Below are 22,835 nucleotides of genomic sequence, written 5' to 3' on the forward strand. Positions count from 1 at the left end.
GGTGTCGTGTGTCTTGGCGTTCGAACCGCAGACCCGGAGAGCGAGCCGTCTCCGGCCCCCCCGCGGACCGTCGTCGCCCACCGTCCGCTGCGCCCTCCGGTGAGACCGCGGCTCTCGGGCGAGAGCGCGGCCCTCCTTGGAGAGCTCTGCGAACGAAAAAGGCGGACCCCGGCTCTGCAAAGCAAGCAGAGGGCCCACCTCGGCAACGACACCCCAGCGGGGACCGACGTGGTACCATGAGGGTGCACGACGAGCAAGGGGCCCCGGAATCGGGCATCCTGCGCGGCCCATGACCGACGGCGTCCCGCCCGGCACCTTCTACCTCGGCCTCGACAGCGCGACCCAGGGCGCGCTCCTCTATCCCTCGAAGCACCTGCTCACGCACGGCGTGATCGTGGGCATGACCGGCTCGGGCAAGACCGGGCTCGGGGCGATCGTGCTCGAGGAGGCCGCGCTGTGCGGCATCCCCGCGATCGCCATCGATCCGAAGGGCGATCTCGGGAACCTGAAGCTCGCGTTCCCCGCCCTGCGCCCCGAGGACTTCGCGCCGTTCGTCCCGGAGGGCGACGATTCCGCGTCGGTCGCGCAGCGCGCCCGCGAGGGCCTCGCGGCGAGCGGCCAGACGCCCGAGCGGATCGCCCGGTTCGTGGGGAGCGTCGATCGCACGATCTACACGCCGGGCTCGCGCCTCGGACGTGCCCTCTCGCTGATGCCCTCGCTCGATGCGCCGCCGGCGGGGAGCGACGACGAGGGCACCCGGGACCGCGCGGTGGCGACCGCGTCGGCGCTGCTCTCGCTGGCCGGTGTCGACGCCGATCCGGTGCGGAGCCCCGAGCACGTGCTCGTGTCGAACGTGCTCCTCGACGCGTGGCGGGCCGGTCGCTCGCTCGATCCCGGCGCGCTGCTCCGGGCGATCCAGTCGCCCCCGTTCGATCGCCTGGGGGTGATGGATCTCGACTCGGTCATCGCGCCGCGAGCGAGGCAGGAGATCGCGGTCAGCCTGAACGCAGCGCTCGCGTCGCCGTCGATGGCGGGGTTCCTCGAGGGCGAGCCGCTCGACGTGCAGTCGCTGCTGTTCACGCGCGAGGGCAGGCCGCGGCTCTCGGTGCTCTCGATCGCGCACCTCGCGGACGCCGAGCGCATGTTCTTCGTGACCGCGCTGCTCGGGGAAGTGCTCGCCTGGATGCGCGCGCAGCCGGGCACCCAGTCGCTGCGCGCCCTGCTCTACATGGACGAGATCGCGGGATTCTTCCCGCCCGTCGCGAGCCCCCCGAGCAAGGCGCCGATGCTCACGCTGCTCAAGCAGGCGCGCGCGTTCGGCCTCGGGGTGGTGCTCGCGACGCAGAACCCGGTCGACCTCGACTACAAGGGCCTCAGCAACGCGGGCACCTGGATGCTCGGTCGGCTGCAGACCGAGCGCGACAAGCTGCGCGTCCTGGACGGCCTCGAAGGCGTCGCGGCGAGCACGGGCGCCGGGCTCGATCGCGCGCGCATCGACACGATGCTCTCGTCGCTCGCGCCGCGGACGTTCCTGCTCCACGACATCCACGCGGGCGGCGGGCCCAAGCTGTTCACCACGCGCTGGGCGCTCTCGTACCTGCGCGGCCCGCTCTCGCGCGAGCACTTCCGCGCGCTCGCGTCGGCGGCCCCGGCCGTCGCGCCGGTCGCGAGCCCGCCCCCTGCGGTCGCCGCCCGCCCCGTGCTCTCGGCGGACATCCGCGAGTCGTTCGTGATCCGCGCCGATCTGCCGGCTCCGCGTGCCTATCGACCGGGCGTCGCGGTGCGCGCCAGCGTGCACTACGTCGACACGAAGCTCGGTGTCGACGCCTGGCTCGAGCCGCACCTGATCGCGCCGCTCGGCGACGAAGGACCGCGCTGGGCCGAGGCGTGGGTGCTCAGCGCGCCGCTCCCCGAGTCGCGCGATCCCCAGCCGGGCGTGCCCTTCGCCGCCCTCCCCGCCGCCGCGGCGCGCGCGAAGACCTGGGACACCTGGACCAAACACGCCGCGGCCCACGTGCTCCGCGATCGCCCGCTGACCGTGCTGTTCGCGCCCGACCTCGGCACGAGCTCGCATCCCGGTGAGCCGCGCGACTCCTTCCTCGCCCGCATCCGCATGGACGCGCAGCACGCGCGCGCCGAAGAGGAGCGCGAGATCGAGCAGAAGTGGAGCGCGAAGATCGAGAAGGCGCGCGACAAGCTGACCACCGCCGAGCGGCGGCTCTCGGACGCGAAGCTCGCGCGAGACGCAGAGGTCGTCGACGCGGGCGCGAGCGTGCTCGGCGCCATGCTCGGTGGAGGCTCGGTCGCTCGCAGCGCGCGCAGTGCCGCACGCCGCACCGCCCAGTCGTCGGAGCGACGAGCCCGCGCCGAGGAGACTGTGCAGAGCGCGCGGCTCGCGCTGGAGCACCTCGAGCGCGACTACCTCGCGGCGAAGCTCGACATCGCGCGGCGCTGGGATCCCGGCGCGCTGCGCGTCGAAGAGCGTCGGATCGCCGCGAAGAAGAGCGCGATCCGCATCGATCGCTGCGAGCTCGTCTGGGTCCCGTCCCCGTCGTGAGCTTGCCCGGGGCGTGACCAGCTGGTAGCCTCGCGCCCCTTCCGGAGAACCCTGATGGCCCGCGTCACCGTCGAAGACTGCCTGCAGAACGAGGACAACCGCTTCGCGCTCGTCCTCCTCGCCTCCCAGCGCGCCCGCCAGATCATGAAGGGCGCGCCCGCGCTGGTGCAGAGCAAGAACCGCCCGGCCGTCACCGCGCTGCGCGAGATCGCGTCGACGCGCGTGCACTGGAACCGCCGCGTGCACGAGGTCGTCGAGGAGTTCATCACCGAGCGCAAGGCCGCCGAGAACTCGCGCGGATGATCGGACGCGGCGGTCTCGAACGAGCGCGGTTCGCGCGCTGAATCGAGACCGCCCTACCCGATCCGCTCGATCTTCTCGCGCGCTCCGAGCCGATAGAAGCGGCGCAGCTCGCGCGTGAGCCCGTCGAGGTCGCCGCGATCGAGCATCGCCGCCTCGAGGTCACGCGCATAGCGCGACGCGAGCCGCACCGCCGCGCGATATCGATCTCCGCGCTCGCTGCCCGCGGGGTCGAGGAAGCGCGCATGAGCGAAGAGACGCTCGCGCAACCGACGGCTGCGATCGCGCAGCGCGATCAGCGTCGCGCCTCGTCCTCTCATCGGATGCGCGAGCTCCTCGACGGGGGCGAGCACGCCGAGCGCCCACTTGTCGATCTCCGCCTGCAGCTCGAGCTCGAGCTCGCTCACCGCGATCTCGTGGTCCGCGCGGAACGCGAGATACACGAAGTGGCTCACGCCCTCGGTCGCGAGGCACGCACGCTGGAAGCCCGCGCTCTCCGCCATCCACGCATCGCCCACGAGGACACGCGCCCCTGGCTCCACGAAGAGCGCGACGCGCGCGCCGCTCTCCTCGGGCACGACGAAGAGGACCTCGCCGCGTCGCATCGCGTCGTCGCCGCCGAGCGAGCGCGCGGTCTCCTCGTCGCAGACGAAGTCCTCGACGTCGACGCCGAGCTCGACGTCGTAGAGCGTCGCGAGCCGGGCCTGGATCCGCCGCGGCATCAGTGCAGCGTCGATCCGCCGGAGCCCTCGCCGCCGCTGCCGCGCGTGGGGTACACGCCCTCGCGCGTGAGCCGCTCCGCCAGCCGGGGCGAGCCGGTGCGACGCCAGCGATCGTAGAGCTTCACGATGTCCTGCGGCGTGCGCAGCGTCGTGCTCTCGCGAACCTCCTCGAGGAGCTCCGCGAACGTCGTGAAGCGCCGCGAGAGATCGCGATAGACCTCGATGCGCACCGCCTCGTGCGCGCTCTGCACCGCGAGCACGCCGGCGCTCTCGTACGCGCCGCCGCCCATCGTGTGCACGTACCCCGCGCTGACGCCGCGCTGCTCGAGGTGATCGCGGAAGAAGCCGGCGAGGCAGAGCGCGTCGTCGCCCAGCGCGCGGTAGAGCCTCAGCCGCTCGATGCCCTGCGCCTCGCGCGCGTCCTTGAGCTGCAGCGCGAGCGGCCGCTGGCCTGGCGCACGACGCCGGCCGAGGCCCATCCCGGCGAGCAGCTCGACCAGGTAGGCCCGCGTCTCGTCGGGCGCTTCGATGCGGTGGCGATCCAGCGCGCTCTCCAGTCGCTCACGGAACCAGAACCGCAGGTCGGCGAACGTCTCGATCACGGTGCTCACCTCCGAGCCATCTCCCGTGAAACCTACGGCAGCGCGGCGCGGGCGCGAAGAATTCCCCAAGTGTTCCGGAGGTTTCCGGAATGTCTCCGACGCGCCGTCGGCAGCCGCGGCCCGCGAGTGCCAACGCAGCGCCCCGAAACGGTCACAACCGCGCGGAATCATTCGCGTCTACGGCGTCGCGAGAAAATCGCGAGGGGCCATCTTGACCGTTGCAGGGCCCAGGTTAGGTTCCCGGCCCGCTGTCAGCACTCGCCGGGTGCGAGTGCTAACGAAGTGCAAATCGGACCCCCAAGGAGGGCTCAGACATGGCGATTCGTCCCCTGCACGACCGCGTGCTCATCCAGCGCGTGAAGGAAGAGGAGAAGACCAAGGGCGGGATCATCATCCCCGACACGGCGAAGGAAAAGCCGGTCGAGGGCAAGGTGATCGCCGTCGGCAGCGGCAAGATCCTCGAGGACGGCTCGGTCCGGAAGCTCGAGGTCAAGCCGGGCGACCGCGTCCTCTTCGGCAAGTACAGCGGCCAGGAGATCAAGGTCGACGGCCAGGAGATGGTGATCCTCCGCGAGGACGACATCGTCGGCGTCGTGGAGTGATCTCGAAAGACTGACTGACTTCAGCGGAAGACGGAGACGAAGAACATGGCAGCCAAGGAAATTCTCTACGATACGACCGCGCGCGACCGCATTCTCGCCGGCGTCAACACGCTCGCGAACGCGGTGAAGGTCACGCTGGGCCCCAAGGGCCGCAACGTCGTCATCGAGAAGAGCTTCGGCGCTCCGACGGTCACGAAGGACGGCGTGACGGTCGCGAAGGAGATCGAGCTCGCGGACAAGTTCGAGAACATGGGCGCGCAGATGGTGCGCGAGGTCGCCAGCAAGACGTCGGACGTCGCGGGTGACGGCACCACGACGGCGACCGTGCTCGCGCAGGCGGTCTACCGCGAGGGCTCGAAGATGGTGGCCGCGGGCCACAACCCGATGGAGCTGAAGCGCGGCATCGACGCGGCCGTCGCGGCGATCACCGAGGAGCTCAAGAAGCTCTCGAAGCCGACGAAGGACCCGAAGGAGATCGCGCAGGTCGGCACGATCTCGGCGAACGGCGACGAGACGATCGGCAAGATCCTCGCCGAGGCGATGGAGAAGGTCGGCAAGGAAGGCGTCATCACGGTCGAGGAGGCGAAGGGCCTCGAGACCACGCTCGACGTCGTCGAGGGCATGCAGTTCGACCGCGGCTACCTGTCGCCCTACTTCGTGACGGATCCGGAGCGCATGGAGGCGATCCTCGAGGACGCCTACATCCTGATCTCCGAGAAGAAGATCTCGAACATGAAGGACCTCCTCCCGGTCCTCGAGGCGATTGCGCGTCAGCAGAAGCCGCTCCTCATCCTCTCGGAGGACGTCGAGGGCGAGGCGCTCGCGACGCTCGTCGTGAACAAGCTCCGCGGCACGCTGCACGTCGCGGCGGTGAAGGCGCCGGGCTTCGGCGATCGCCGCAAGGAGATGCTGAAGGACATCGCCATCCTGACGGGTGGTGAGGTCGTCAGCGAGGAGCTCGGGATCAAGCTCGAGAACGTGACCCTGAACGATCTCGGCCGCGCGAAGCGCGTCCGGATCGACAAGGAGAACACGACGATCGTCGACGGCGTGGGCGCGAAGGACGCGATCAAGGGCCGCATCGAGACGATCAAGAAGCAGATCGAGGACACGACGAGCGACTACGATCGCGAGAAGCTCCAGGAGCGCCTCGCGAAGCTCGTCGGCGGCGTCGCGGTCATCAAGGTCGGCGCGGCGACCGAGGTCGAGATGAAGGAGAAGAAGGCGCGCGTCGAGGACGCGCTCCACGCGACCCGCGCGGCCGTCGAGGAGGGCATCGTCCCCGGCGGTGGCGTGGCGCTCCTTCGCGCGCAGTCGGCGCTCGACGGCCTCAAGCTCACCGACGAGCAGGCGGTCGGCGTGCGCATCGTGCGCCGCGCGATCGAGGAGCCCCTTCGCCAGATCTCGGCGAACGCGGGCGTCGAGGGCTCGATCGTCGTCGACAAGGTGAAGAACGGCAAGGCGGGCTTCGGCTACAACGCCGCGCGCGACTCGTACGAGGACCTGATCTCGGCCGGCGTCATCGACCCGACGAAGGTCGTCCGCACCGCGCTGCAGAACGCGTCGTCGGTCGCGAGCCTCATGCTCACGACCGAGGCGCTCATCGCCGAGCTCCCGAAGGAGGAGAAGGCGGCGGCGGGCGGCGGTCACGCGCACGGCCCCGGCGGCATGGACTTCTGATCCACGCCTGACTCGATGAACGAAGGCCGCGCTCTCCTCCGAGGGCGCGGCCTTCGTCTTTTCGGGACGGCGGGGACTCAGTAGCGGCGCAGCAGGCGCAGCATCGACGCGATGCGGTCCGCCGCTTCGGCGCGCTGATCGTTCGCGATCTCGCCGAGCAGGGTCTCGAGGCTGGCGCGCGCCTGGGCGAACGCGTCGCGCATCGAGCGCTGCTCGCGCTCGGACTGCGTGATGCGGCCCTCGAGGACCATCAGCTGCGCGTCGCGATCGCCGAGCGTCTGGTGCAGGCGGCGCAGGTCCGCGTCGCGCTCGGCCGAGCCACCGTTCTGCTCGGCGTGACGGCGCGCCTGGTCGAGCTCGCGCTCGAAGCGGACGGCGCGCTCCTCGGCCATCAGCACGCGCTGCACGAGCTCGCGCTCGTCGCCGGGCGCTTCGCCCGACTTCATGCGCTCGAGCGCGCGCAGTCGGTCGTCGCGATCCTGGAGCTGCGCGGTGAGCGACCGGAGCATGAGCTCGCGATCCTCGGCCTCGCGCTGGAGGTCGCGGAGCTGCTCGCGCAAGCGCGCGTCGCTCGCGGGGGCGGTCGCGGCGATGCCGCCGGTGTCGAGGCCGCTCGCGATCGACGAGAGGATCTGACGCGCCTCCGCGAGCGCGCGGCGGGTCTCGTCGTGCTCGCGGGCGAGGCGCTCGCGCGCACGCTCGGACTCGGCGATGCGCGCGTCGCGCGACTCGAGCTCGCGGCGCTCTTCCTCGGCGCGGACATCGGCGACCGCGCGGGCGGACTCGAGCGCATCGCGCAGCTCGGCGACCGTTGCATCGAGCTCGCGGATGCGGCGCTCGAGACCGTCGCGGCGCGCCGACGCGCCCGCGAGCTCGCTCTGCACGCGACCGACCAGCGCGTCGCGCGTCGAGAGGCGCACCGCGAGCTCGGCGGCGCGCGTCGACTCGGCGTCGGCGCGCGCCGCGGCCTCCTGGGCGCGCTGGGTCCACACCCCGACCGACGCGCCGAGCACCTCGACGCGCTGGCGGAGATCGTGGAGCTCGGGGCTCTCGACCGGCGCTGCCACCGGAGCCGGCGCCGGCGCGGCGAGACGTGCCTGCGCATCGCGCACCGCGGCCTCGGCATCCGCGAGGCGCCACACGATTCCGTCGCGCTCGCCGCGCAGCACCGCGAGCTCTCTCGAGTGCGCATCCGCCGCCATCCGCGCGCTCGCGAGCTCACGACCGCGCGCCTCGGCGTCCGCGAGGGCACGCGTCGCCTCGTCGGCGAGCTGTCCGAACCGCGCCTCGAGCTCGGCACGCTGGGTCGCCGCGTCGTTGCGCGCCGCGCGCGCTTCGTCCTCGGCCTTCGCGAGCTCCCGCGCGAGACGGCGCTGCTCGCCCTGCGCCTCGACCGCGTGCTCGCGCGCCTTCAGCAGCGCGCCGTAGAGACGTCCTTCCCGCTGCGACGCCTCGGCCTCGAGCTCGCGCAGCCGATCCAGCGAGCCCGGGTGCACCGCGACGACCGGATGCACCGCGACGACCGGCTCGCCCTGGGCGCGCACGATCGCCAGCTCCACCTGCTCGCGCGCGTTCTCGAGATCGCGCTCCAGCTCGCGCGCACGCAGCCGCGCCGACGCGACGTCGTCCTGCGAGAGCGCGAGCCGCACCTCGGCGAGCCGTCGCAGCTCCTCGGTCTCCGCGAGCCGCGACGACAGACCGCGCATCGTGCCCTGCGCGAACGCGATGTCGCGCGACGCCTGCTCGCGCTCCGACTCCCGCGCGCGACGGCACTGCTCGAGCTCGGCGCGCACCTGATCGAGCCGGTAGCCCGCCTCGACCACCGCGGCCTCGGCATCGACCGCACGACGGCGCGCCGCCTCGAGCGCCGCACGCAGCTCCGCGTCGTCGCGACCACCGCCGCCGCTCGGCGGGGTCGGCGTCGCCGCTCCGCCCCGCGCCCGCGCCTCGACGAGCTCCTCGACGAGATCGCGCACCAGCACGCCGCGGCGCTCCACCTCGCCGCGCAGATCGGTCAGCTCGCGCGCCCGCTCCGCGAGCGACGCCTCGACCCGCGCGTAGTCCTCGTCGACCGTCTCGACCTTCGCGAGCGCCGCGATCTCGCCCTTCGCGGCCTCGAGCTCCTGGGTCAGCGCATCGGCGCGCGCCCGCGCCTCGTCGAGCTTCTGCGCGCCTCGCGAGATCTCGCGCTGCGCCTGATCGAGACGGCGCTCCGCGTGCTCGCCGCGCGCCCGCAGCGCTTCGACCTCGCGCTCGAGCTCGCTGGTGCGCTCGCCCGCGCGACCGATGTCGTCCTGGCGATCGCGCAGCTGCGCCTCGAGCTGCCCCAGGCGCGCCTGCAGCTGCAGGTCCTCGCGCGGCGCACGCTCCGCCTCGCGCGGGCGCTCCACCACCGCGCGCTCGCGGCTCGCGCTCGAGGGCACCTGCACGATCGAATAGGGATCGAGCACGACCTCGCGCGCCGCGCACAGCGCGATGTGGCGCGCCGCTTCCTCGCCGCTTCCGCCGAGCAGCGAGCCGTCGAACGTCACCTCGAGCTCGCGCGTCTGCGGCGCGTAGTCGACGACCGACCACCCCGCGAAGGGCGCCTGCCCGAGCATCCGCACCCACTCGAACCGGCGCGACAGCAGGTCGTAGAGCGCGCCGTAGTCGATCCCGTCCTCGCGCTCCTCCGCGCCGACGACGAGCACACCACGCGGCGTGAGCCACTCCGCCATCTCGCCGATGCGCTCGGGCGCGGGAAGGCCCGCCCAGAGCAGATCGGGTACCAGCACGAGGTCCCACGAGCGCGCGTCCTGCGCCGAGGGCCACGGGCGCGGCAGGATGCGACCTCCGCGACGGGTCCCGCGGGTGCGGGTCCGCGGGGAGACGACCTCGACCGAGCGCGCCACGCTCGAAAGACGCTCGGGGACGGCGCTCGCGGCGTCGCCGACGAAGAGCACGCGACGTCGCGCGGCGAGCTCCTCGACGTAGACCGCGAGGGCGAGATCGGCGTGCTCGCGCGCGCTCTCCGGGATGATCCTGGGCATGTGGGGGGCCGCACTATATCAGCCTCGTCGAGCGCCGGAGCGCTTCGTCGTGCCGACGGGTCCCGGTCGGGAGAGCGGGTGCTAGATTCCCGGCGTGCCTCCGTCCCAGGCCGCGACGGCGGCCTCTCGCTACCTCGCCCGCCTCCGCGCGCGCGCCACGCTCCTTCTCGCTGCGCGCGCCGTCGTCGCAGCGCTGGGGGCGGCGACCGCGGTGCTCGCGATCGGGGCGTGGATCGCGGGGCCCCTCGCCGCGTCCGCGATCGTGATCCTGGTGTGGTCGAGCGCGATCGTCGGCGCGGCGGTCGCTGCGGGGCTCGCGATCGCACCGGCGCGCGCCCTCGCGGGGAGCGGCGCGGCGCGGCTCGTCGCCTCGATGCGGCCCGAGCTGGTCTCGCCGCTGCGCACCGCGTTCGAGCTGAGCGCGGCGCCGATCGCCGCCGGCGCGTCGAGCCAGCTCGTGGCGGCCCACGCCCAGCGGCTCGGCGCCGAGATCGCGCGGGTCCCCGCGGAGCGCGTGGTGCCCACCGGGAAGTGGCTGCGACATCCGACGGTGATCGGCGGCGCGCTCGCGCTCGGGATCGCGGCGGGCCTCGTCTTCGGCATCGATCGCGCGGCGGCGGGCGCGTGGGCGCTGGTCCATCCCGGCGAGCAGGACGCCGAAGGAGTCCGCGTCGCGGCCGCGCTCGAGGCGGTGCAGGCGCGCCTCGTCTTCCCGGGGTACCTCGGGCGTGGCGCGACGGTGATCGCCGATCCTTCGCGCCTCGAGCTCCCGCTCGGCACCAGCGTCGAGCTCTCGGGTCGTGCCCGATTCGACGCCACCGCCGCGACGCTCGACGCGGCGGGCACCGAGGTCGCGATGGAGCGCGACGGCGAGCGCTGGGTCGCGCGCTTCCTGGTGCGCACCGATGGCCCGCTCGGCATTCGTCTCCGCGCCGACGACGGTCGCTGGGTGCGCGACGCGACGGTGCGCTCGATCCACGTGCTCCCCGACGAGACGCCGCGCGTCTCGATGCTCTCGCCCGCCGAGGACGCGATCGTCGAGGGCACCGAGACCCTCACCGTGCTCTTCGAGGCGCACGACGACGTCGGCGTGGTCGCCGTCGATCTCGTGGTGAAGGGCGCGGACGGTCGCGAGCAGCGCCGCCGCATCGCGACGCCCGAGGCGCTGCGCACCGAGCTCACCGGCGACGATCAGCTCGCGCTCGCCGATCTCGGCGCGTCGCCGGGGGATCGCGTCGAGGTGTGGATCGAGGCGAGCGACGGCGACGACGTCAGCGGCCCCCACATCGGGCGCTCCGAGACCCGCACCCTCACCCTCGCCTCCGAGGCGACCCGGCGCGACGAGTCCCTCGACGCGCTCCAGGAGCTCGTCGATCTCGCGGTCGCCACCCTCGCCGATCGCCTCGAGATGCCGGTGACCGACCAGGAGCCGCAGGCGCGCGCTCGCTTCGACGCGCTGCGCGCCGTCACCGAGCGCCTGCTCTTCTCGCTCGACGGATTCGCTTCGCGCGCCCGCTCCGGCGAGACCCGCCGCACCGACGCCGCGCTCTATGGCGAGGCGAGCACGCGCATCCGCCGCCTGCTCTTCGAGGAGATGCGGGCGCACGTGCCGAACGTCGCCGCGCTCGCGCAGCGGCAGCGCATCGACGCGCGCTCGGTCACCGAGCTCGAGGAAGACGTCCTGCTCCTCGCCGATCTGCTGACGCGCGCCCGCATCGAGGACGCCGCGGCGATCGCGCGCGAGCTCGAGTCGCTGCGCCGCGAGATCGCCTCGCTGCTGCGCGAGCTCCAGCGCGCCGACACCCCCGAGGCGCGCGCTGCGTTGCTCGCGGCGATCGCGCGCGCCCAGCAGCGCCTCGAGGATCTGCGCGCCCGGATGTCGCGGCTCGGCACCGCGGTGCCCCAGGAGTTCGCGAACGCGCAGGAGGCCGAGGCCCGCGAGACCCAGCAGGCGCTCGAGCAGCTGCGCGAGTCGGTGGAGCGCGGCGATCTCGACGCCGCGAGCCAGGCGCTCACCCGCCTCGAGCAGGAGATCGACGCCCTCGCCCGCGCGCTCGGCGCGAGCGAGGAGAGCTTCGCCGAGGAGCGCTTCGGGCCGCGCGATCAGGCGCTCGCCGACGCGCTCGATCGCCTCCACGGCCTCGAGGGCGAGCAGCGCGAGCTCGCGCGCCGCACCACCGACGTGCGCGGCTCCGCGGCCCGTCGCGCCCTCGAAGCAGCGGGCGCGCGCGGCGAAGAGGCGGCCCGCCGACTCGCGGGACGCGCGCGCGAGGTGCGCGAGGCGCTCTCGCCGATCGACCGCGAGCGCCTCACCTCGCTCGAGCGCGACTCGTTCGACGCGATCCAGCAGCGCATCCGCGACGCCGAGGACGCGCTCTCCACCGGCGATCTCGGCGAGGCGAGCCGTATGGTCGCGAGCGCCGAGGAGCAGCTCGGCGATCTCTCCCGCGACCTCGCGCTCGACGCGATGATGTTCCCCGGGCACGAGGGACAGACCGCCCGCGCCGCGCAGGCCGCGCAGCAAGCGGAGCGACGCCTCTCGGAGCTGCGCGCGTCGCTCGACGAGGCGCTGCCCGACCTCGGCGATCACCTCGGCGACGGTGAGCGCGGACAGCTCTCGGGCGATGCGCCCCGCCAGCGCACCGCGCGCGGCGCGGCGGGCGATCTCGCGGAGGCGTTCGAGGCAGGCCCCGACGGTCAGCCGCTCTCGCCCGACGCCGCCGAGCAGCTCGGCGAGATCGCGCGCCTCATGGAGGAAGGCGCGCGCGGGCTCGATCGCGGCGATCCCGCGACCGCGTCGCGCGCCCAGGAAGAAGCGGCGCGTCGCCTCACCGAGCTCCGCGAGCAGATCGAGCAGGACATGCAGCGCTCGAGCGGCGGCGGTGGAGGCGGCGACGACGGAAGCGCGGCCCCCGATTTCCGCCGCCGCGTGCAGATCCACGATCCGAATCAGTTCGAGGGGCCCATGGATCTCCGGAGGCGTCTCCTGGATGCCATGCACGAGTCGCCGCCCCAGGGATACGAGGAGTCGGTGCAGCGCTACTACGAAGGGCTCCTGCGATGAGGCTCCGTGCCCTCGCGATCGCGATCTCGCTGTCGGCGCTCGTGCCCACGCTGGCGCACGCGCTCCCGCCCGGCGACGACGGCGCGCGGCTGCGCGATGCCGCGATCGCGATCGACGAGGTGCGCATCGAGCAGGCCGAGCCCCTCATCACGGCCCTCGCCACGAGCTATCCCGACGATCCCGACGTGCGCTGGGAGCGCGCGATGCTGCGCTTCGTCCGCGGCGACTACGCGGGCGCGGCGCGCGACGGCGCGGCCTCGGTGGTGCGCGCGACGCACCTGCGATCGCCCGAGGAGCGCGTCGAGATCTACCGCCTCATGTGGGCGACCCGCGAGGTCACCCGGCGCCAGGTCGAGCAGCGCTCCGAGGACGGCCGCTACGTCGTGCGCTTCAGCCCGGGCCCCGATCGCGTGCTCGCCGAGTACGCCATCGAGACCATGCGCGCCGCCGACGAGGCGATGCAGCGCGAGCTCGGCGTGCGGGTCCCTGGTCCGATCCGCGTCGAGATCTACCCGACCGCCGCGACCCTCTCCGAGGTGTCGAGCCTCTCGGTCGAGGAGATCGAGCGCACCGGCACCATCGCGCTCTGCAAGTGGGACCGCCTGATGATCACCAGCCCGCGCGCGCTGGTGCGCGGCTATCCGTGGGCCGACACCCTGGGCCACGAGTTCGTGCACATGGTGCTCTCGCGCGCGTCGCGCGATCGCGCGCCGGTGTGGATGCAGGAGGGCGTCGCGCGCTTCCTCGAGCGCACGTGGCGCGGCGGCGAGCCCGCGGTGCGGCTCGATCCCGCGAGCGACTTCCTGCTGCGCCGCGCGGTGCAGAACGATCAGCTCCTCTCGTTCGATCGACTGCACCCGTCGATCGCGATGCTCCCGAGCGCCGAGGACGCCGCGCTCGCGTTCGCGCAGGTCTCGACCTTCGTGGAGCGCTTCCGCCGGGTGCACGGGCGCGACGGGTTGCGGCGCGTCGTGCAGCTGGTGGCCGACGGGACCGACGCGCGCGCCGCGTTCGCCGAGGTCGCGGACACCGGCTGGGACGAGCTCGAGCGCGCATGGCGCGCCGAGCTGCGCGAGCGCCCCGACGCCGAAGGACCGGCGCCCGCGCTCGCGCGACCGGTGTTCCGCCACGGCGAGGCCGAGGTCGACGACACCCAGGAGGTGCGGGTCGAGACCGCGCGCCGTCACCTCCGCATCGGCGATCTCCTGTGGTCGCGCCAGCGCCCGCTCGCCGCGTCGCACGAGTACGGCCGCGCGTGGGAGAACGCCGAGGGCGATCCCATCGTCGGCAGCCGCCTCGCCCGCGCCTCGCTCGCCGGCGGCGCGCCCGACCGCGCGATCGCGGTCCTCGGTCCGCTCACCGAGCGCTGGCCCGATCACGAGCCCCTCTGGGCCGTGCTCGGCTCGGCGCACCTCGCGCGCGGAGAGCACGAGCAGGCGCGCGCCGCGAGCCTCGAGGCCCTGCGCCTCAACCCGTTCGATCCCCAGCCGCACTGCGATCTCGCGCAGGTCGCGACCAGCGAGAGCGAGCGGGCGCGCGAGAACGGAATGTGCCGCGACCTGCAGGGGTCGCGGTAACCAGCTAGACACGCCAGTGGTGGAGACGATCGACGTGGACGGGACCAGCCCTGCTGAGAGCGCAGCCGCGCAGCGCCCCGAGGTGACCGATGTCGAGCGCGTCGAGCGCCTCGCCGACGCACGACGTCGCCTCGTCGCCGAGGTGAAGAAGCGCATCGTCGGCCAGGACGACGTCATCGAGCTGATGCTGATCTCGCTCTTCGCGCGCGGGCACGGCCTCTTCGTCGGCGTGCCGGGGCTCGCGAAGACGCTGCTCATCTCGACGCTCGCCGAGGTGCTCTCGCTGCGCTCGAGCCGCATCCAGTTCACGCCGGATCTGATGCCGACCGACATCACCGGCACCGACGTGCTCGAGGAAGACCCCGCGAGCGGCGAGCGACGCTTCCGCTTCGTGCCGGGCCCGGTGTTCACGAACGTCCTGCTCGCCGACGAGATCAACCGCACCCCGCCGAAGACCCAGGCCGCGCTGCTCCAGGCGATGGCCGAGGGGCGCGTCACCGCGGGCGGCAAGACCTACCCGCTCGAGCTGCCCTACCTCGTCTTCGCGACCCAGAACCCGATCGAGCAGGAGGGCACGTACCCGCTGCCCGAGGCCCAGCTCGATCGCTTCCTCTTCCAGATCGACGTCGGCTATCCGAGCGCCGACGAAGAGATGGAGATCGTGCGGCGCACCACCGCGCCGATCGGCGAGCCGCCGACGGCCGTGCTCACGCGCGAGGAGATCCTCGACCTGCAGGCGCTCGTGCCGCGCGTCCCGGTCGCGCCGCACGTCATCGAGCACGCGGTGAAGCTCGTGCGGCTCTCGCGCCCCGAGGAGAGCGGCGCGCCCGACTTCGTGAAGAGCTACGTCGCGTTCGGCGCCGGTCCCCGCGCGTCGCAGGCGCTGGTGATGGGCGCCAAGGCGCGCGCGGTGCTCGACGGGCGCTTCGCCGCCGAGGTCGAAGACGTGCGCGCGCTCGCCACGCCGGTGCTGCGCCACCGCATCGTCGCGAGCTTCCGCGCCGAGGCCGAGGGCGTGCGCGCCGCGGATCTCGTCCAGCGCCTGCTCGAGGCGACGCGCGCCTGATGGCGGACGAGCGACAGGTGCTCGATCCCGCGATCCGCGCGCGGATCGCGAACCTCTCGCTCAAGGCGCGCCGCGCGGTCGAGGGTGTGCTCTCGGGCGTACACCGCTCGCCGCACCGCGGCGCGAGCGTGGTGTTCGTCGAGCACCGCGAGTACCGCCCGGGCGACGATCTGCGCCTCCTCGACTGGCGCGCCTACGCGCGCAGCGATCGCCACACCATCAAGCGCTTCGAGCAGGAGACCCAGCTCCGCGCGACGCTGGTGCTCGATTCGTCGGCCTCGATGGACTTCGCGGGCGCGAAGGACGAAGGACCGAGCAAGTCCGAGCAGGCCGCGACGCTGCTCGCCGCGCTGGGGCTCGTGCTGGTGCGTCAGGGCGATGCCGCGGGCGTGGTGCGCTTCGCGCGGGACGTCATCGCGAGCCTGCCCGCGCGCTCGCGCCCCGCGCACCTCGAGCTGGTCCTCGGCGAGCTCGCGACCCCGGTCGAGCAGGAAGCGAGCACCGATCTCCGCGCCGCGCTCACCGCCGCGGCGGAGCGCGCCGGGCGTCGCGGCGTGGTCGCCATCGCCAGCGATCTGCTCGACTTCGGCGACCACGCGCTCACGCCGATCGATCAGCTGGTGCACCGCGGGCACGAGGTCTGGGTGTTCCAGGTCATGCACCCCGAGGAGCTCGAGCTCCCGTTCGACGGGCCGACCCGCTTCCACGGGCTCGAGGGCGAGGTCCCGCTCGACGTCGATCCCAGCGCGCTGCGCGAGGGGTACCTGCGCGAGCTGCAGTCGTTCCTCGACGCGTGCCGCGCCCGCTGCACTGCGGCCGGCGCGCGTTATCGCCTCGTGCGCACCGACGAGCCGGTCGAGCGTGTGCTCGCCGAGGTGCTCGCCGCGCCGGGGAGACGTCGCTGATGGGGTTCGCCGCGCCCTGGGCGCTGCTCGGACTGCTCGCGGTCGCGGTGCCGATCGTCGCGCACCTGTTGCGCCGGCGCGACGTGCCGCTGCGCGCGCTGCCGACCATCGCGCTGCTGCGCAAGGCCGACGTCGCGAGCCGGCGCCGGGTGCGGGTCGTCGATCATCTCCTGCTCGCCTCGCGCATCGCGCTCGTCGCGCTCGCGGCGCTCGCGCTCGCCGCGCCGTTCGCGACCGCGACCCTCGCGTGGGGCGACGGGCGCCAGGCGAGCGTCGCGATCGTGATCGACGACTCGATGTCGATGTCGCGCGCCGCGGGGAGCGCGACGCTGCTCGATCACGCGGTCGATCGCGCGCGCGAGGTGATCGGCGCGCTGCCCGCGGAGTCCGAGGTCGTGCTGGTGCTGGCGGGCGACGCGCCGCGCCTGCTCGCGCCGCGCACCGACGATCTCGCGCTCGCCCGCTCGCGCCTCGACGGCGTGCGCGCCGGCGGCGCACGGGGCACCGATCTCGCGGGCGCCATCGAGCTCGCCACCCGTCAGCTCGCGGGCGCGCGCCACCCGGTGCGGCGCGTCGTCGTGCTCTCGGATCACGCCCGCCACGCCGGCGAGGGCGAGCCCGCCGGCGCCCGCGACGTGACCGTCGAGAACGAGCGCATCGGTCCCGACGAAGGCGCGCCGAACCTCGCGCTGGTCTCCGCCCTCGCGACCTCCGATCCCACGACCCCCGGGCAGCTCGCGATCGCGATCGAGATCCGCTCGTTCGGCGGCGTGCCGCCCGATCGGGTGCCGGTCGTGGTGCGCCGCGGGGTGAGCGAGCTGGCGCGGGGCGAGGTCGCGCTCACCGAGCGCGGCGGCCGCACGACGCTGCACGTCGACGCGCCCGCAGGCGGCGATCCCACCGCCGAGGTCGCGCTCGCGCCGAGCGAGCCCGACGCGCTGCCGCTCGACGATCGCCGCGGCGTGCTGCTGCGTCCGGCGTCGGCGCCGCGGGTGCTGATGGTCGACGGCGATCCCCAGCCCCTGGGTCGTCGTCGCCTCGGTGGAGGCGGCGAGGAGGTGCGCTTCCTCGCGCAGGCGCTCTCGCTCGCGCCGCGCAGCGAGGGGGGGTTCGTGCAGCGCGCGGTCGACCCCGACACGTTCCTCGGCACCGGCCTCGACGACGTCGACGTCGTGGTGCTCGCGAACGTCGAGCTGCGCGGAGGCAGCGCGCTCGCGACGAAGATCACCGAGCACGTCGAGCGCGGCGGCGGGCTGCTCGTCGCAGCGGGCGATCGGGTGCAGCCCGGCGCGTGGGCGCGCCTCGAGTCGGTGCTCCCGGCGCGGGTGATCGCAGCCACGACCGGCGAGGTCGTCGGCATGACGCGCGGCGAAGCACCGAGCGCGCTCCTGCCCGCGGGCGCGAGCGGCCTCGAGGCGGTGCGCGCGACGCGGCGGCTCGCGATGGAGCCCCACGCCGGGGCCGAGGTGCTGCTCGCGTGGCCCGACGGAACGCCGGCCCTGGTGCTCGACCCCGCGCGTCGGGTCGCGATCCTCGGCACCACGCTCGACGACGCGTGGAGCGATCTCCCGTACCGCCCCGGGTTCCTGCCGCTCGCGGTGCGCCTGGTGCGCGCCCTCGCGCCGCCGGGGAGCATGCCCGACGCGCCGTTCGCGCCCGGTCACGCGCCCGAGCTGCGCGCGCCGCCCGGGGCGACCGAGCTGGTGCTGATCGCGCCGAGCGGACGTTTGATCGAGCACGACCAGCGCGCGCTCGGCCGCCCGATCGATCTCGGCGGGCTCGACGAGCCCGGCGCGTGGCGCGTGCAGATCTCGACCGCGGAGCGCACCCGCGAAGAGGCGCCGCGCTCCGCGTTCGTGATCGCGCCGCCCGCCGAGGAGAGCGATCTGACGCCGCGCGCGCTGACGACCGACGAGGACGACGGCGCGCGAGAGGACGGCGTCGCGCAGAGCACGACCCGCACGGTGGTGCGCCGCTCGATGGCGCCCTGGCTCTTCGCGCTGGTCGGACTGATGGCGGTCGCGGAGGGCACGCTGCGCGTCGCCCGCGCCCGCCGCGAGCGCGGCGCGACCGCCTGACCGTCACGCTTCGCGATCACGTCACCGGCGTCTCACCTCCCCCGTTCGCGGGGGCGCCGTCGCGCGCCGGCGGGGTCTCGCTCGTCGGCGCGCGCATCGGCGTGCTGCGGTACTGGTCGACGGCCCCCACGGCCTTCGCGAAGCGCTGCACGGTCGCCGGATCACGCTCGTCGACGTCGGCGAGCAGCGCGCGCATGTACTGACCGACGGCGCGACCGAACTCCGCGAGGGCGGCCTGGAGCCCGTTGGGGCTCGCGAGCTCGCGCGTGCCGCGGCCGACGCCGATCGCTTCCGCGAGCTCGCGCGTCCCCAGCTTCACACCGTCGAGGAACTCGGCGCCGACGATCTCGGTGAGCTCGTCCGCGAGCGACTCGGCCTCGATGCGATCGAGGCGACGCTTCGCCTCCGACCACGCCTCGTCGGCTTCGAGGAGCGTGAACACGAGTCCGTCGGTGAAGAGCGTCTGGAGCAGCTTCGCCGCGCGGGCGCCGCGATTGCCGACGCGGACGCGGCTCGTCCCGCTGAGGGTGTCGTGCAGCGCGCCCCAGTCGTTCTGGAACAGGAGCTTGATCGGCCGGAGCTTCTCGGGCGCCAGGCGGTCCCTCTCCGACTTGACCTGCTGCACGAGCTCCGCCGCGGCGACCACCTCGCGGCAGTAGCGCGTCTGGAGCGGCGTCGCGTCGTCCGGCAGCGCCTTCTGGAGGCGGCGCGCGAGCGGCATCGCGCTCTCTGCGGTGACACGGATGTTCGAGGCATAGGCTCGGTAGTCGATCTCGATCGGGCTCGGCACGGGCGTCTCCTTCGTGACGCGGCGACCTCCTCGTCGCGGCGCACCCAGGACATCGGAGCGACGAAGCGCGCGTTGCGTCCCGCATGACGATCACGGGTCCTCCGGAGGACCCGTGATCGACGCGCGCGACGGTTCCACGTCCTCCCGAGGACCCAGATCGACGCGCGCGACGGTTCCACCTGCTCCGAAGGACCCGTGATCGACGCGCGCGACGATCCCACCTCCTCCGGAGGACCCGTGATCGACGCGCGCGACGATCCCACCTCCTCTGGAGGACCCGTGATCGACGCGCGCGGCGATCGCGCTCGCAGTTTGGACGTGCCGCGCCCGCGCGCCGACCCCAGCGTCCCGCCGTGCGCCCGCTGCCGCCCGCGCTCTCGACGTTCGCGCCGGAGGTCGACCGGATCTTCGCGTTCGTCCACGGCACGGCGGCGATCGCGCTCGCGGTCGTGGTCATCGCGCTCGTCGTGCTCGCAGTCAGGCATCGTCGCCGGCGCGGTGTCGCAGCCGCCCCACCGAGCGTCTCGCGCGCGTGGCTCGCGCTCGAGCTCGCTTGGGCGGTCGCGCCGGTCGTCCCCTTCGCCCTGATGTTCCACTGGGGCTTCCAGGCGTATCTCCGCCAGTCGATCGCGCCCGACGACGCCTACGTCGTGCACGCGCGGGCGCGTCAGTGGGCGTGGGAGTTCGAGCATCCGAACGGGATCACGGAGGACAACGAGCTCCACGTCCCAGCGGGACGGGCGGTGCGCTTGGTGCTCTCGTCGTCGGACGTGATCCACTCGTTCTTCGCGCCCGAGCTGCGCGTGAAGCGCGACGCGGTGCCCGGAACGTTCACGTCGCTGTGGTTCGAGGCGATCGAGCGCCCCGACGTCCCGCTGGAGGGCGATCTCTCCGTGCCCGACGCGCGGCGCATCTGGTACCGCGCACCGATCCTCTGCGCCGAGCTCTGCGGTGCGAGCGGGCGCTGGGGACCGAACGCGGGCCACGCGACGATGAGCGCCGAGATCCTGGTGATGCGCCCCGAAGACTTCGACGCGTGGGTGAGCACGCCGGGCTGTCTCGGGTTCCCGCCCGCCACGACGCTCGAGTGGGGCCAGCAGCTGTTCTCGATGAAGGGCTGCACCGCGTGCCACGCGCGCGAGGAAGGCGCGCCACCCCTCGCCGGGCCGAGCCTCCACGCGCTCTTCGGGCGCGAGGTCCGGATGGCGAGCGGCGAGGTCGTGATCGCCGACGAGGCCTACGTGCGCGAGGCCATTCTCCAGCCGCACGCGCGCGTCGTCGCGGGGTTCGATCCCGTGATGCCGCGCATCCGGATGAGCGACGAGCAGCTCGACGCGCTCCTCGAGTACCTGCGCACGCTGTGATCGTCGGGCGCTACGCTCGGCAAGTGATCACCCCGCCGCTCCGCGATGCGATCGAGCAGCTCTATCGCGTGTTCGCCCGCTATCCGCGGCCACCCGCGGTCCGAGGTTGCCCGTGCTGCGTCACCGACGCCGATCGCGCGCGCCTGCATCGCGCACCGCTCCGCGACCTCACGGCCGACGACCTGAAACGCTACGCGTTCAAGTCGCGCGCAGTGCTCATCCCGTTCCTCGAGTCCCTCACGTACCAGCGCACCCTCGATGTCTGGACCTCCACCGAGACGTCCGACGCGATCACGCGTTGGCTCGCGTCGCGCCCCGCCGTGATCGAGCGCGCGATCGACGAAGCCGACCCGCCTGACCGCGAGCTGCTTCGTTGCGCCCTCGAGCCCTTCCGACTGCGCGCGCAGACGCTCTGAGCTCGGAATTCACGCGCGACAGCGCGCACACGCGCGAAGCGCGGTGCTACGCGCGAGCGCTCGGGCCGCGCGAACAGCGCGGACCGGGGGCGAGCTCTTCACCACCTCACCCAAGGGCGGGCCGAAGCCGTACCGGGCGCGGGAGGAGGGTCCGGCGGTCCCACGCAGCGCGCCGGCCAGACACCCCGACGAGACTGAGGTGGTCGAGCGCGCCAGAGCGCAACGCGCGCGGCGCGATCGACCCTCCGCTGCCCGACGCTCGCGCCGCGCTCGTCAGGCAGGCGCGAGTACCGGACCGCCGGACCCTCCTCCCGCGCCACTCACCGGAGCGCTGCCGACTGATTCACCGACCAGTCGTAGCCGAGCTCCCCCACCACCGTCGCATCCGAGATCCCCCGGACCCGCTCCGGCGCATACCGACGAATCCATCCGAGCACGCTCCCGCCATCGCGCTCGAAGTCCGCGCTGTACCACGTGAGGATCGCCGACGCCCTCACGGTTCCGCCTTCCACCCGCAGCCCGCGGTCGCTCGCCATCCAGGCGCGGGTCAGCCGATCGAGGGTCGCGTCGAGGTCGCTCTCCCGGAACGCGCGCGGATGCAGCGCCGGGCACGATCGCGCGCCGCACACCAGCGCCGCGTGCACGCGCGCGTCGCGGAACCGGGCGCGGATGACGCGATGCTCGATGTCGTCGAGCGTCCGCTCGCGACCGGCGACCCGATGGCGCTCGCGATCGAAGAAGCCCGGCACCCGCATCACGCTCTCGAGCGGCCAGCGCTCGACGATCTCGCTGACCACGATCGCGTCGTACGCGTTGAGCCACGACGAGAGCGGCTCGTCCTCGCGCATCAGCGCAACTCCCTCGAGGAAGGTCGCGAGGTCGCGACGGCCCGCCTCGTCGCGCGCGAGCCCCGCGTAGTCGAAGCCCTCGCCGCGCGCGTGGGCGCGCAGCACGCGGTCCCAGGGCTCGACGTCGAGCGCCGAGGCCAGGCTCGGCACCAGCGACACCACCATCGCGAGGAGCAGCGCGCGCACGACCTCTACTACGTCGCAGCGCGCGATCCGCTTCAAGCCCGCTTCGCCTCGACGACCCGCTCGTGCCCGCCGAGATCCTGGTGCGCCCTGCCCTCGACCAGGCCCGCGCGCTCCAGCAGCGCGATCACCGCCGGCGCCTGTCCCGCGCCGACCTCGATCAGGATCGACGCGCCGGGCGCGAGCCACTTCGGGGCCTCGGCGCACAAGCGGCGCAGCACGTCGAGGCCCTCGGAGCCGCTGAAGAGCGCCATCCCGGGCTCGTGCTGCACGACGTCGGGCGCGAGGCCCGCCCGCTCGCTCTCCGCGATGTACGGCGGGTTGCAGGCGATCAGCGCGTACTCGCGGGGACCGGGCAGCGCCGCGAAGAGGTCGCCGTGGTGGAAGCGCACCCGCGCCGAGACCCCGAGTGTCTCCGCGTTCTTCTTCGCGACCTCGAGGGCGGCCTCGCTGAGATCGGTCGCGTCGACCGCGATGCCCGGGCGCTCGGCGGCGAGGGTCACCGCGATCGCGCCGCTGCCGGTGCAGAGGTCGAGCACCGCGCCGGTCGTGTCCTCGGGCAGTCGCTCCAGCGCCGCCTCGATCAGGGTCTCGGTGTCGGGCCGAGGAATGAGGACCGCGGGCGAGACCTCGAAGCTGCGCCCGAAGAACTCGCGCCGCCCGAGGATGTACGCGACCGGCTCGCGCTTCCGGCGGCGCAGCACCAGCTCGCGGATCTTCGTCAGCTCGTCGGGGGCGAGCGGACGGTCGAGATCCATGTAGAGCTTCACCCGGTCGAGCCCGAGCGCGTGCGCGACGAGCAGCTCGGCGTCGAGCCGCGACGACTCGATCCCGCGGGACGCGAAGTCGTCGGCGCTCCACTTCACGACGCGGCGGATCGTCCAGCGCTCGGCTTGCTGCACCGCGCGTCAGTAGCGGAGCGCTCCGCGCACCGCAAAGGGCAACGTCGGCGTCCGCGTTTCGAGACGCGGATCGCTGACCGTTGGGTCAGGACGCGTCAAAAACTTGACACGTCGCGTCAACAACCTTGAACCCGATTCAACTCGTACAGC

Annotated in this window: 17 protein-coding genes; 11 read left to right on the top strand and 6 right to left on the bottom strand. The window is 73.4% G+C overall.

Annotation, left to right across the window (positions count from 1 at the left end; all coding sequences use genetic code 11):
• The first annotated feature begins 289 nt into the window (after positions 1-289).
• Positions 290-2,557, top strand: a complete 2,268-nt coding sequence (locus I5071_RS15080; protein WP_236606152.1) for a hypothetical protein — start codon at positions 290-292, stop codon at positions 2,555-2,557.
• 54 nt (positions 2,558-2,611) lie between these two features.
• Positions 2,612-2,860 carry a DNA-directed RNA polymerase subunit omega gene (gene rpoZ, locus I5071_RS15085; protein ID WP_053233426.1) on the top strand — a complete coding sequence of 83 codons (249 nt, stop codon included), beginning with the start codon at positions 2,612-2,614 and terminating at the stop codon, positions 2,858-2,860.
• A 53-nt stretch (positions 2,861-2,913) separates the two neighbouring features.
• On the opposite strand, the gene I5071_RS15090 is transcribed toward rpoZ, so the two are convergent.
• Positions 2,914-3,579, bottom strand: a complete 666-nt coding sequence (locus I5071_RS15090) for a hypothetical protein (protein ID WP_236606153.1) — start codon at positions 3,577-3,579, stop codon at positions 2,914-2,916.
• The gene (locus tag I5071_RS15095; protein ID WP_236606154.1) at positions 3,579-4,190 is read right to left on the bottom strand and encodes a hypothetical protein; all 612 of its coding nucleotides are present in this window, start codon (positions 4,188-4,190) and stop codon (positions 3,579-3,581) included. The genes I5071_RS15090 and I5071_RS15095 overlap by 1 nt, the downstream gene beginning before the upstream one ends.
• A gap of 305 nt (positions 4,191-4,495) precedes the next feature.
• Here I5071_RS15095 and groES point away from each other — a divergent pair, with 305 nt between their 5' ends.
• Together groES and groL are read left to right on the top strand one after the other, a co-directional pair.
• Positions 4,496-4,783: a co-chaperone GroES gene (groES, locus tag I5071_RS15100; RefSeq protein WP_236606155.1), complete on the top strand. Its 288-nt coding sequence runs from the start codon at positions 4,496-4,498 to the stop codon at positions 4,781-4,783.
• Between the two features lie 45 nt (positions 4,784-4,828).
• Positions 4,829-6,463, top strand: a complete 1,635-nt coding sequence (gene groL / locus I5071_RS15105) for a chaperonin GroEL (RefSeq protein ID WP_236606156.1) — start codon at positions 4,829-4,831, stop codon at positions 6,461-6,463.
• A 77-nt stretch (positions 6,464-6,540) separates the two neighbouring features.
• On the opposite strand, the gene I5071_RS15110 is transcribed toward groL, so the two are convergent.
• On the bottom strand, positions 6,541-9,492 hold the full coding sequence (locus I5071_RS15110; protein WP_236606157.1) for a hypothetical protein: 2,952 nt from the start codon (positions 9,490-9,492) through the stop codon (positions 6,541-6,543).
• Positions 9,493-9,586: 94 nt separating this feature from the next.
• Between I5071_RS15110 and I5071_RS15115 the strand changes: the two genes are divergently transcribed.
• Genes I5071_RS15115 through I5071_RS15135 form a run of 5 tightly spaced genes read left to right on the top strand, consistent with a single transcriptional unit; the run spans position 9,587 to position 18,182 of the window.
• On the top strand, positions 9,587-12,556 hold the full coding sequence (locus I5071_RS15115; protein ID WP_236606158.1) for a DUF4175 family protein: 2,970 nt from the start codon (positions 9,587-9,589) through the stop codon (positions 12,554-12,556).
• Complete coding sequence (locus I5071_RS15120; protein WP_236606159.1) at positions 12,553-14,133, top strand: peptidase MA family metallohydrolase; 1,581 nt, start codon at positions 12,553-12,555, stop codon at positions 14,131-14,133. The genes I5071_RS15115 and I5071_RS15120 overlap by 4 nt, the downstream gene beginning before the upstream one ends.
• Before the next feature lie 28 nt (positions 14,134-14,161).
• Positions 14,162-15,199: an AAA family ATPase gene (locus tag I5071_RS15125; RefSeq protein WP_236607647.1), complete on the top strand. Its 1,038-nt coding sequence runs from the start codon at positions 14,162-14,164 to the stop codon at positions 15,197-15,199.
• On the top strand, positions 15,199-16,104 hold the full coding sequence (locus I5071_RS15130) for a DUF58 domain-containing protein (RefSeq protein ID WP_236606160.1): 906 nt from the start codon (positions 15,199-15,201) through the stop codon (positions 16,102-16,104). The genes I5071_RS15125 and I5071_RS15130 overlap by 1 nt, the downstream gene beginning before the upstream one ends.
• Complete coding sequence (locus I5071_RS15135; protein ID WP_236606161.1) at positions 16,104-18,182, top strand: vWA domain-containing protein; 2,079 nt, start codon at positions 16,104-16,106, stop codon at positions 18,180-18,182. Before I5071_RS15130 ends, I5071_RS15135 begins: the two co-directional genes overlap by 1 nt.
• Before the next feature lie 16 nt (positions 18,183-18,198).
• Here I5071_RS15135 and I5071_RS15140 read toward each other — a convergent pair whose 3' ends face one another.
• Complete coding sequence (locus I5071_RS15140; protein ID WP_236606162.1) at positions 18,199-18,972, bottom strand: hypothetical protein; 774 nt, start codon at positions 18,970-18,972, stop codon at positions 18,199-18,201.
• Positions 18,973-19,325: 353 nt separating this feature from the next.
• On the opposite strand from I5071_RS15140, the gene I5071_RS15145 reads away from it, so the two are divergent.
• Together I5071_RS15145 and I5071_RS15150 are read left to right on the top strand one after the other, a co-directional pair.
• The gene (locus I5071_RS15145; protein ID WP_236606163.1) at positions 19,326-20,336 is read left to right on the top strand and encodes a cytochrome c oxidase subunit II; all 1,011 of its coding nucleotides are present in this window, start codon (positions 19,326-19,328) and stop codon (positions 20,334-20,336) included.
• A gap of 23 nt (positions 20,337-20,359) precedes the next feature.
• The gene (locus I5071_RS15150; protein WP_236606164.1) at positions 20,360-20,752 is read left to right on the top strand and encodes a hypothetical protein; all 393 of its coding nucleotides are present in this window, start codon (positions 20,360-20,362) and stop codon (positions 20,750-20,752) included.
• Positions 20,753-21,072: 320 nt separating this feature from the next.
• Here I5071_RS15150 and I5071_RS15155 read toward each other — a convergent pair whose 3' ends face one another.
• Together I5071_RS15155 and prmC are read right to left on the bottom strand one after the other, a co-directional pair.
• Complete coding sequence (locus I5071_RS15155; protein ID WP_236606165.1) at positions 21,073-21,822, bottom strand: DUF547 domain-containing protein; 750 nt, start codon at positions 21,820-21,822, stop codon at positions 21,073-21,075.
• Positions 21,819-22,685 (bottom strand): peptide chain release factor N(5)-glutamine methyltransferase, encoded by an 867-nt coding sequence (gene prmC / locus I5071_RS15160; protein ID WP_236606166.1) that lies wholly within the window; start codon positions 22,683-22,685, stop codon positions 21,819-21,821. Before prmC ends, I5071_RS15155 begins: the two co-directional genes overlap by 4 nt.
• Positions 22,686-22,835: the final 150 nt, after the last annotated feature.

This window comes from Sandaracinus amylolyticus (assembly GCF_021631985.1).
Classification (GTDB): Bacteria; Myxococcota_A; Polyangia; order Polyangiales; family Sandaracinaceae; genus Sandaracinus; species Sandaracinus amylolyticus_A.

Excerpts from the sequence above, each read along its gene's own strand:
- I5071_RS15080 (WP_236606152.1), top strand. The coding sequence starts at position 290 with ATGACCGACGGCGTCCCGCCCGGCACCTTCTACCTCGGCCTCGACAGC.
- rpoZ (WP_053233426.1), top strand. The coding sequence starts at position 2,612 with ATGGCCCGCGTCACCGTCGAAGACTGCCTGCAGAACGAGGACAACCGC.
- I5071_RS15090 (WP_236606153.1), bottom strand. The coding sequence starts at position 3,579 with ATGCCGCGGCGGATCCAGGCCCGGCTCGCGACGCTCTACGACGTCGAG.
- groES (WP_236606155.1), top strand. The coding sequence starts at position 4,496 with ATGGCGATTCGTCCCCTGCACGACCGCGTGCTCATCCAGCGCGTGAAG.
- groL (WP_236606156.1), top strand. The coding sequence starts at position 4,829 with ATGGCAGCCAAGGAAATTCTCTACGATACGACCGCGCGCGACCGCATT.
- I5071_RS15110 (WP_236606157.1), bottom strand. The coding sequence starts at position 9,492 with ATGCCCAGGATCATCCCGGAGAGCGCGCGCGAGCACGCCGATCTCGCC.
- I5071_RS15120 (WP_236606159.1), top strand. The coding sequence starts at position 12,553 with ATGAGGCTCCGTGCCCTCGCGATCGCGATCTCGCTGTCGGCGCTCGTG.
- I5071_RS15130 (WP_236606160.1), top strand. The coding sequence starts at position 15,199 with ATGGCGGACGAGCGACAGGTGCTCGATCCCGCGATCCGCGCGCGGATC.
- I5071_RS15135 (WP_236606161.1), top strand. The coding sequence starts at position 16,104 with ATGGGGTTCGCCGCGCCCTGGGCGCTGCTCGGACTGCTCGCGGTCGCG.